The sequence below is a fragment of the Fibrobacter sp. UWCM genome, assembly GCF_900129735.1.
Classification (GTDB): domain Bacteria; phylum Fibrobacterota; class Fibrobacteria; order Fibrobacterales; family Fibrobacteraceae; genus Fibrobacter.
Map to the genome: position 1 here is coordinate 119,371 of NZ_FQWR01000009.1, position 10,134 is coordinate 129,504.

Here is a 10,134-nt window from a genome sequence, read left to right on the forward strand (position 1 = left end):
CCTTACCCCCTATCTTTTTTCACCCAGCGACCATTTTTCGATGCACCTTCCCAAGCATAGCCAAGCTTCTTGAGGTCACGTAAAATTGTCTTAGTACTTACTCCAAACATCTTCGCCAAAAACTCTTTTGTTTTCATTGAGTCTACTAAGATAATCTGTTCAACCTTCTGCACTCTAGGGGAGTCGTCTATGTCTTGAGTGACATTTTGGGCGACATTTTGAGTGACATTTTGGGTGACATTTCGGGTTTTCCAGTGTCCGTTTTTAGCGGCTCCTTCCCAAACATATCCAAGGTCTTTTAAATCGCGCAAAATAGTTCTTTTCGTTACCCCAAACATTGTTGCTAAAGCATCTGTCGATATTATGGAGTTTGCAGAAACGACCTGTTCCACCTTCTGCCTTCTAGGGACATCATCATCTTTTTGAGCGACATTTTGGGTGACATTTTGAGGTTCATTTGGGGTGACAATCCTACCGTTCAGTTTGTTCATCGGGAACGTCACCACGGTATAGCCACCCTCTTCACTCCAAAAGGGTTGTGGAGAACCTTCAGCTTTGCAAGCATCCATTATGCGCTTTATTCCCGAGCCCCATTTTTCTAAGTATGTTATTTGATAGAGAACCGTCGCAACAATCTCGTTTCGTGGATACGACTTATGCGACCGCTTAATAGTTTTGGGAGTTAATTCGCGGGGTAACAAGCCCGGGCTTTCAATTTCTATACGGTCGTCATATATGGCAATGCCGATAGAGCATTGGTAAATGTCATAATCCCTATGGCAAAGGGCGTTAATCAGTGCCTCGCGCAATGCCGTTGCAGGAACATCAAGGTGTTCTTCCCTTTTAAACCCCTTGATTTCTCCGCTAAGAGAAAGATGCTTGAAAAAGAACGACATGCCCGCATCAAGCAGTTCAAAGAAATTGCCATGAGCCTGCTGGTTGTCGATAAAGTAATTTTTGTCCGTTCCTCTAAAACGAGCCATTCGAATTTCATAATCATACGAAAATCTCTTAGAAAAAAGAAACACAGCGGCGTTCCGCAAATTGTCGCCATCCAACAGGTTCCATTTTTTCAATATTACTTTAATTGACTCATTGAGTGACCCGACCGGGATTCGTTTTTCTTCGACTCCGAGACGGACTACGCCACGAATTGTGCTGACATCAAGGTCTTTTATAAAATACCCCTCAGCCACCCTCATTTCCCACGAATATTTGTGCGGCATGTTGATCCGAATTCTAGCATCAAACATATCCCTAGGCATTGCTTTAGTGACACTTTCCAGTCTATAGTATGGTCTTCCATGAAATGTGTACGGGTCATTCCCATAGACCCACGGATTGAACCTCAGTACGATTACTTGATGGTTGTCCTTGTCGGGAATGTCTACATATTCAATAACAGGGGTGACCGCAGGTTCTATTCCCGCTAACGCTTGCGCGATATCGCGACGGGTAGATTCAGAAACGATTTGCCCAACAATACTCAAGGAAGGCGTGACACCGAAAACGAGAACGCCGCCATCGGAATTCAGGAAGGCGCATGCCGTATGCATGCCTTCTCGAAGTTCGCCGGTAGATTTTTTTAGTTCAATATTCTTCGTTTCATCTTTAGAAATCAGTTTTTTGAGTTCTTCCAAAGTCATCGAATAGCCTCGCTATTAAAACCGTCGCCATTGGGCGACAATTTGACTGGCCGTTGCGATTACGCCGAAAAACAGCGCACAACATGCCCTTGCTTACTTGTTATGTATTGAGATTTTCCACGCCTTGCGCGGAATGGGATGATCTTGCGATTCTGTTGGCGGGAGCTTTCCCCGGCGTTACTTGGCACCCGCCTTAGCGAGCACACTCGAGTAGGTCGTGTTCCTACCAGCTATCCAACAGCATCAACAAGAAGGTTAATGCGCCCCGCCGCGAATGCACGTACGGACCCGAAGGTCTATGTCGACTGTCGCGAGGATTATCGAATATCAGCTACAATATATACAAATAGTTCGCCTGCGTCAAGAGGTTTCCAATTTGCTGAAAATTTCCTATTTAGCCTTTTCCCATTCGCTATAGCACGGCCAAACTGCATTCTTGCTTATGCAAAAAGCGGTTTCTCCGTCATTTATTGCTCCATCCTCCGCCCAGGAGAGCAAGCAGGGAACAATCCAGTAATCTTTTTTCTCAATGCGTTTTTTGGGTATCAGTGTTGATGGATTACTGAAAAACTGTTTTGCTACATAGCCGAAGAACGCTTTGCCATGCAACTCGTTCTTTCGTGAAATTTCTTGAGCGTCAAAACCCTTGAACGTGATTTTTCTCTTTTTTTTGTCAAAGGAGCCGTGCTTTGCGATATATTGCGTAAGGGAATCTCGAATAACTCCGATGGAATCTTGCTTGTGACGATATTCAGCACAAGTGCTATCGTTCTTTTTTTCTTTTTCTAGCATAAGACAGATTAATTCTTCCCCAATAGACAAACCACCAGGTGACTCTTTCGCAAAACAGTTTGTCGAAAGAAGCAAAAATGCAACTGTCAAAAGAAGGAATCTCATAATTACAAGCCTCTATCACAAGATACATTTTTGGGGGTCTTAGGGGCTAAGCCCCTAGGAGAAGGGGTAGCGGATGATACGGCTAGATGGCGGGTCGAGGCCCGCCATGACGTCGTAGCAGAAGCGAGGGGAAGGCTTTCCCCTCCCTTTTTATATGGATTGCTTCGTCATTTCTTTCCTCGCAATGACGTTTTTCGGGTCTATTTCCGATTACATTCCCTAACCACCAACCACCAACCACTAGCCACACTTATAGTCTTTTTCTACTTGGCACGCTTCGCGTGCATTTAGCACGGCTCGGTCATGTCAACTCGTGCAAGCACGGTTGCCGCGACGCTCGCCTTTAGCTAAATTTGCCCGCACCGCCAGATGTCGTATTTCTGGGGAACCGGGCGAGAACCGCCCATAAAAAGGATTATTTATGTCTCAAATCGAACTCACCTTCCCCGATGGCTCCGTACGTTCCGTAGCATCGGGCACCACCGGCCTCGAAATTGCAAAGGGCATTTCCGAAGGTCTTGCACGCAAGGCGCTTGGCGTCAAACTCGGCGATAAGGTCCTCGACCTCACGCGCCCGCTCACCGAGAGCGGCACCATCAAGATTATCACGCCGAGCAACGACGACCCGGATGCTCTGATGCTCCTGCGTCACAGCTGCAGCCACGTGCTCGCCGAAGCCATCTGCGACCTGTTCCCGGGCACCAAGCTCGCCTATGGTCCGGCTATCGACAAGGGTTTCTACTACGATTTGATGACACCGACCCCGATCCAGCAGTCGGATTTCGAGCGCATCGAAAAGCGCATGAAGGAAATCATCAAGGAAGACCGTCCGTTTGTGCGTTGCGAAGTCAGCGCCGCCGATGGCCTGAAGCGCACCGAAGGCGACAAGTACAAGACGGATAACGCGCAGCGCGCTCTCGCCCGCGAAGGTAGCGACGGCACGCTCAGCTTCTACGTGACTGGCGAACCGGGCAAGAACTTTGAAGACCTCTGTGCCGGCCCTCACGTGCCGAGTACTGGCAAGCTCAAGAATTTCAAGGTGCTCTCGATGTCGGGCGCCTACTGGCACGGCGACCAGAACAGCGACCAGCTGACCCGCGTCTATGGCACCTGCTTCGCTGACAAGGAAGGTCTCGAAACTTATTTGAAGTTCCTGGAAGAGGCCGAAAAGCGCGACCACCGCAAGATCGGCAAGGAAATGGACCTCTACCACATCGAAGACCACTCCCCGGGCATGGTGTTCTGGCATCCGAAGGGCACCAAGATGGTGAACGCCCTCAAGGACTACATCCGCGGTAAGATTGACCGTCGCGGCTACCTGGAAGTGATTACGCCGGAAATCGTGAACAAGACTTTGTGGATCAAGTCCGGCCACGCCGACAAGTACAACGAGAACATGTTCAAGACGCTCGCTGGCGACGTGGAAATGGCTGTGAAGCCGATGAACTGCCCCTGCCACATCCAGATTTTCAATACGGGGCTCCGCAGCTGGCGCGACCTGCCGATGCGCCTTGCCGAATTCGGCAAGTGCCACCGTTACGAACCTGCCGGTACGATGCACGGCCTTATGCGCGTGCGCGGCTTTGTGCAAGACGACGCCCACATCTTCTGTACCGAAGACCAGATTGCAAGCGAAGTAGCCGACTTCTGCGCCCTCGTGAAGGAAATCTACCACGACTTCGGTTTCGACGATATCGTGGTGAAGTTCTCTACCCGCCCCGAAAAGCGCGTGGGTTCCGACGAAATTTGGGACAAGGCTGAAGCCGCCCTCGCCGAAGCCACGAAACTCGCTGGCCTCGACTACATCCTGAACCCGGGCGAAGGCGCCTTCTACGGCCCGAAGCTCGAATTCACGCTGAAGGACAGCCTTGGTCGTGACTGGCAGTGCGGTACCATCCAGGTGGACTTCAACCTCCCGCAGCGCCTGGGTGCCGAGTATGTCGGCAAGGACAACCAGAAGCACATTCCGGTGATGTTGCACCGTGCCGCCGTGGGTTCCATCGAACGCTTCCTCGGTATTCTTATCGAAGAATTCATGGGCGATTTCCCGCTGTGGCTCGCTCCGGTTCAGGCCCGCGTGCTCCCGATTTCCGAGAAGTTCGTTGACTACGCGAAGCAGGTCGAGAAGGAACTCGTGAACGCCGGCGTCCGCGTAGAAGTGGACGAGAGCAATGAGAAGCTCGGCTACAAGATCCGCCAGTGCGAACTCCAGAAGGTGCCTTACCTCCTGATTGTGGGAGAGAAGGAAGTTGCCGATGGCGTTGTCTCTGTGCGTAAGCGCAAGGACGGGGATAAGGGCAACATGACTGTCGCCGACTTCCTCAAGATGACGGAAGAAGACCGCAAGGTCGTGCGCTAGTCGCCCAATATGTCATGCCGGACACCGTTCCGGCATCGCCTTTTAAATTTGAAACGCAGACTCGAAAGAGCCTGCGTTTTTTCTATAAACCTAATTTATTCAAAAACTCCGAATACGAAAGAATTGGTATTCCAGCATGGCTTTCTAGTTCCGTCAAATCCTTGTCTCCGCTTACGATGAAATCAACAGGAACACTTTCTGCCATTGACAATATAAAGAGATCCTTGATGTCCCTGATAGATGATTTTGCCTGTATTGTGATTGGAGTCCAATGGCAAACATTATCCACCATGTCAACAAACGCTTGCCGTGATTCTTGAGAAATAATAACGTTAAATTTTGGACGAGCTACCACAGTTTGAATTTCGTCTAGCAACTGTTCGCTCATATAAACTTGAACATCATTACGGCATAAGACATCAGCAAGCGAAGCAAGCCGTTTGCCAATCATGAATGATATCCACAAATTTGTGTCGAACAGGACTTTCATTTCCCGTATCGAACTGCATTGATTTCAGCGGCGATTTCTTCGTCGGTCATCATCGGAGTCTTGGGACATGAATCGACGAATTTCTGGACAATGCTTCGCTTAGACCGCACAGTCCAGCCCATGCGATTCGCTAGCGTTTCCATGATACCCAAATCTTGGGTTGGAATTGTCAGAACAAGATCTTCCATATAAACCTCCTCCATAATATACATTATTCAGGGTTGAACAGCCAACCCCATTCCAAGTAGGAATAGCCCGTTTGCTTTACAAAATGGCACAAATTCGCCGTTTTCTACACAAAACCGCTCTCTTTTGTAAACTTTTTGAGCGTTTTGCTCGTTTTTATGTTATTTTTAAGGAGTAAAAGAGTTTTTGCTCTTGTTCTCTAAGTGAAATCTAGACACTTTCCCTTAAGCGAGGACAAGGCGAACGCTCACGCAGGTATGCCGTTTTGCGGTGTATCTCAGTTTGTCGTATCAGCCATTTGGCTGATTTATGGTCGTATCGACTAGTGGCAACAGCCCTTTTGGGGCGTGGGTCGTTTGCGTTTATCGCTTAGAGGCAGTCTAGAGCCCCACTTAGGTAAATGCAACGATCTACGCCTTTTTTTGTATCCATACAAAAATTGGCTCGGCTTCCGAGTGGAACAAGACATAATCTCGCCAAATCATAAACTTAAACGGCTTGATACATCAAAGGAGTCAGCTATCATGGAATTTTCAATTCAAGGAAAGACCCTATCTTTTTCCGACAACCAGATTGAAATCGCAAAAATATTGAAGCATTACCATAAGTTGGCTTCGGAGGGCAGAGAGGTTGCTAGAGTTCTTCTTATTGCAAGAAAATTCACTCCTATTCAATTTGTAAAAAACGGCGATAACTTTGCTTTGGCTATTATCGGTTCTTATGGAGAGCAGGTTATCCAGGATTTTATCAATAAGGGCTTTTTCTCTTATGATGAAAGTAAACTAAAGAAAGATTTTGAAGATACGTTTAATTTCAACGATGAATGGGAAGAGCTTATTGCTCCAATGGTTGAAATCATACAAAAGAACCAAGACACGCAGTTGTATCGAGAATTCCGCAAAGAAGAACGTGGACGTGTCGTTGGCGGGGGATTTGGCTTGGAAGGCGCCTTGAAAGGTTTTGTTGCTGCAGGTGCTTTGAATATGGCATCCGATATTGGACACAGCATATTCAATAGTATTGCAAATGCAATTGATGAAACATCGCAAGAAACACAACTTAAAGAACTTTTCAATGAAGATCTTATTGATGATTATCTTGAACTTGTTTATGATGGAATTTACTCTTTTGGAAAGGTGTTCGTTCAAAAGTTGGTAGATTACGATTTTATGGATCCTGATGATTTGGGTAATTTATTCAATGAAGGTAAACAGAAAGAGTATTGGTCCATTTTTCTTAATCTTTTAAAAAATCGAATTCCCGAAACAGAACGCGTGAATGTTGCGTTGCATTTGATTGAAAGTTCTCCATATGAACATGGCGAGTATTACGAATACCTGAAAAAGAATGTTGCAGACCATGATGCCGATCAAGTAGTCGCAATGAAGTCAATGATGTATGCTCGCAATAGTCGGTATGCTCTGTCTGACTTTTCGGAAGATGTCGTGAAGCCGACGGAATTTGATATCGCAGTGGGTCAAAAAATCGAAAAAACATACGGCATTAGAATTTCAATTTTGTTCGAAGGAAAGAAAGAACAGCCTAAGGTCGAAAAGAAAGAAGTGAAAAAATCATCTTCTGTTGAACAGAAAAAAGATGCCGAAATTTTTCAAGCAAAATCCCCTGAGAAGACATCTATATTTACGGCTATTCATGGATGTACTTGGTTTGTAGTGGTGGCTGTTGCGATTGCAATTGCTTTAAATTACTATAATCATCCGATTCTAAGCAATCTAAGTCTTCTTGTGACGATGGCGGTTGACTTTTTCATATTTGGCATTGGTATTTTTGCAATTGCGGATATGTGGGGACATATAACGAATCAAAAGCAGACGATTTTTGAAGAAATGGGGAAAAATTCGGATTCAGTCTTTTTTGCCAAAGCTTCAGGAGGAAGTTTTGTCATAACTTTGATAACTCTAATTATGTTTGTTGTAATGCTGTTTATTTGCAGGATTCACTATTTTACAATCACGTTTTGGTTTATGGTTGCGGCAGGATTAATTAATTTGTTGATTCTTCCGTTTATTGTGCTGCTGGGACTAAAAAATCTTGGAGATTCCGCAAAGAAAAAAAGTTCCCAAAATAAACAAAAAGAAAGGCGGAATGACAAAGAAATTAGCGAAGAAAAAGAGAATGAAAAATAATATGATGCAGGAAGATTATGTTGATAAACATTAAGCGCTTATTGCGAAAGAGTACGGCAGTATGTTTTGCGATGCTTTTGTCTTCTTGTATGGAAACAAAATCGTTGGAATCTCTTGAATTTGAGTACTCGGCTCTTTGTGATGAAGTCAAATGCTCCGAATTAATCAATCCTGAATCAACGGCTTTGTATAAGCAGACAAATCTTCGTGGGGAATTAGAAAATAATCTAAAAAATATGAAAGCCCTACTTAAAGTTGCACAATCTGAAACTGATTATCAAGAGGGATTTCGAGCTTACCAGGCTGCCGAGTTGTTTTATGCTTTTCATGGAGGCCCCTTCAAAGTTCAGCTTTCGGAAATAACAGGAATTCCGTTTTTAGGCGATGGAAAGAAAATAGATATAAAAGGTGGCTATCTTGAATTTTCTTCTTTAATCGAAAAGGAAGGAAAAAAAGGAAATTCCCATATATACACTATTAGTGACAAGGATCATAAATTTATAGTGATTGTTCCAATAGATATGGTTTCTTATCCTATAGTTGTTTTATTAGACGCAAATAGTGAAGCTAGAATTGTTTTGGGAAAGAGCAAAAACTTCTTGGATGTTGAACGTGTTTTTATGAAAACATTGGGAGGTTGAATGCATTTGCGTTAGGGATAGTGACCCCTTGGGGCGGCGCTGTGGCGCCGTTTTATGAGGTTGGGCGGAAACGGAGTGAACCGGGCAACCCATAAAATATAGCCCGACCCACACAATAGTGCGGGGAACGCCCATAATAAGCAGATATCGCGGCTACCTCGAAGTGATTACGCCGGACAGCGATGCAAGGCGAGAGCAGCGGACAAACTCGTTTGTCCATTGCCGAGCCGAAGAGCTGGGATGCTTGCATCCCAATCGTGAACAAGACTTTGTGGATCAAGTCCGGCCACGCCGACAAGTACAACGAGAATATGTTCAAGACGCTGGCTGGCGACGTGGAAATGGCTGTGAAGCCGATGAACTGCCCCTGCCACATCCAGATTTTCAATACGGGGCTCCGCAGCTGGCGCGACCTGCCGATGCGCCTTGCCGAATTCGGCAAGTGCCACCGTTACGAACCTGCCGGTACCATGCACGGCCTGATGCGCGTGCGCGGCTTTGTGCAGGACGACGCCCACATTTTCTGTACCGAAGACCAGATTGCAAGCGAAGTGGCCGACTTCTGCGCCCTCGTGAAGGAAATCTACCACGACTTCGGTTTCGACGATATCGTCGTGAAGTTCTCCACCCGTCCGGAAAAGCGCGTGGGTTCCGACGAAATCTGGGACAAGGCTGAAGCCGCCCTCGCCGAAGCCACCAAGCTCGCTGGCCTCGACTACATCCTGAACCCGGGTGAAGGCGCCTTCTACGGCCCGAAGCTCGAATTCACGCTGAAGGACAGCCTCGGTCGTGACTGGCAGTGCGGTACCATCCAGGTGGACTTCAACCTCCCGCAGCGTCTGGGTGCCGAGTATGTCGGCAAGGACAACCAGAAGCACATTCCGGTGATGCTGCACCGTGCTGCAGTCGGTTCCATCGAACGCTTCCTCGGTATTCTTATCGAAGAATTCATGGGCGATTTCCCGCTGTGGCTCGCTCCGGTTCAGGCCCGCGTGCTCCCGATTTCCGAGAAGTTCGTTGACTACGCTAAGTCCGTGGAAAAGGAACTCGTGAACGCCGGGATTAGGGTCGAAACTGACGAGTCCAATGAAAAGTTGGGATATAAAATTCGTCAGTGTGAAATTCAAAAGATTCCCTACATTCTTATTGTAGGCGAAAAGGAAGCCTCTGACAACTTGGTTGCCGTTCGCAAACGTAAGGACGGAGACAAGGGTCAGATGAGTGTTCAGGCCTTTATTGACATGACTGCTGATGATAGAAGAGTCGTCCGTTAATCAATAAGAGAATAAACTCGCAAACGTAGGCTTCCTTTGAGCCTACGTTTTTTGCGTGAAAGTCGATGAATGCAACGAGTAGCGTGCAAGCCGAGTGTCGCGGCAGACCGCTTGCGGGCTGACATGACCGAGGCGTAGCCGCTGACGCCGTAGGCGTCAAAAGCTCGGCTACAAGATCCGCCAGTGCGAACTCCAGAAGATTCCGTACAAGATTATTGTAGGCGAAAAGGAACAGGCAGAAGGTCTCATCGCTGTCAACAAGAGAAAGGAAGGCGACAAGGGTCAAATGACCGTTGTCCAGTTCCTCGAAATGACCGCAGATGACAGAAAAGTCGTCCGCTAGTCAATAACCGAAAAACATTCGCAAACGTAGGTTCCTTTGAGCCTGCGTTTTTTTTATTGGATTTGTAGGTTTTTTAATAGTGGGTTCATGAACAACCATATTCATTACCGGTTAAGTTAAAATATATCCTTTTTTCTTGTTAAGTGGTATA

Annotated in this window: 7 protein-coding genes and 2 pseudogenes; 5 read left to right on the plus strand and 4 right to left on the minus strand. The window is 46.7% G+C overall.

What is annotated here, in order from left to right:
- Nucleotides 1-2: 2 nt before the first annotated feature.
- Both BUB22_RS08040 and BUB22_RS08045 read right to left on the minus strand, forming a co-directional pair.
- A complete protein-coding gene (locus tag BUB22_RS08040; RefSeq protein ID WP_175547265.1) occupies nucleotides 3-1,640 on the minus strand; it encodes an ATP-binding protein in 1,638 nt (545 codons plus the stop codon).
- A gap of 396 nt (nucleotides 1,641-2,036) precedes the next feature.
- Entirely contained in the window at nucleotides 2,037-2,543 is a 507-nt protein-coding gene (locus tag BUB22_RS08045) for a hypothetical protein (RefSeq protein ID WP_073114678.1), read from the minus strand.
- Nucleotides 2,544-2,964: 421 nt separating this feature from the next.
- On the opposite strand from BUB22_RS08045, the gene thrS (BUB22_RS08050) reads away from it, so the two are divergent.
- Nucleotides 2,965-4,902, plus strand: a complete 1,938-nt coding sequence (gene thrS, locus BUB22_RS08050; RefSeq protein ID WP_073114679.1) for a threonine--tRNA ligase — start codon at nucleotides 2,965-2,967, stop codon at nucleotides 4,900-4,902.
- A gap of 82 nt (nucleotides 4,903-4,984) precedes the next feature.
- Here thrS (BUB22_RS08050) and BUB22_RS08055 read toward each other — a convergent pair whose 3' ends face one another.
- Nucleotides 4,985-5,392, minus strand: a complete 408-nt coding sequence (locus tag BUB22_RS08055; protein ID WP_073114680.1) for a putative toxin-antitoxin system toxin component, PIN family — start codon at nucleotides 5,390-5,392, stop codon at nucleotides 4,985-4,987.
- Complete coding sequence (locus BUB22_RS08060) at nucleotides 5,389-5,580, minus strand: hypothetical protein (protein WP_139258856.1); 192 nt, start codon at nucleotides 5,578-5,580, stop codon at nucleotides 5,389-5,391. The genes BUB22_RS08055 and BUB22_RS08060 overlap by 4 nt, the downstream gene beginning before the upstream one ends.
- Before the next feature lie 522 nt (nucleotides 5,581-6,102).
- Here BUB22_RS08060 and BUB22_RS08065 point away from each other — a divergent pair.
- From BUB22_RS08065 to BUB22_RS17340, 4 genes and pseudogenes are all read left to right on the plus strand, one after another.
- Nucleotides 6,103-7,725, plus strand: a complete 1,623-nt coding sequence (locus BUB22_RS08065) for a hypothetical protein (RefSeq protein WP_139258857.1) — start codon at nucleotides 6,103-6,105, stop codon at nucleotides 7,723-7,725.
- 89 nt (nucleotides 7,726-7,814) lie between these two features.
- Nucleotides 7,815-8,366, plus strand: coding sequence for a hypothetical protein (locus tag BUB22_RS08070; protein ID WP_175547266.1), 552 nt, complete (start codon nucleotides 7,815-7,817; stop codon nucleotides 8,364-8,366).
- A gap of 254 nt (nucleotides 8,367-8,620) precedes the next feature.
- Nucleotides 8,621-9,640, plus strand: a pseudogene (gene thrS, locus BUB22_RS08075) (threonine--tRNA ligase); the annotation flags it as partial.
- Nucleotides 9,641-9,803: 163 nt separating this feature from the next.
- Nucleotides 9,804-9,983 (plus strand): annotated as a pseudogene (locus tag BUB22_RS17340) (His/Gly/Thr/Pro-type tRNA ligase C-terminal domain-containing protein); the annotation flags it as partial.
- Between the last annotated feature and the right edge of the window lie 151 nt (nucleotides 9,984-10,134).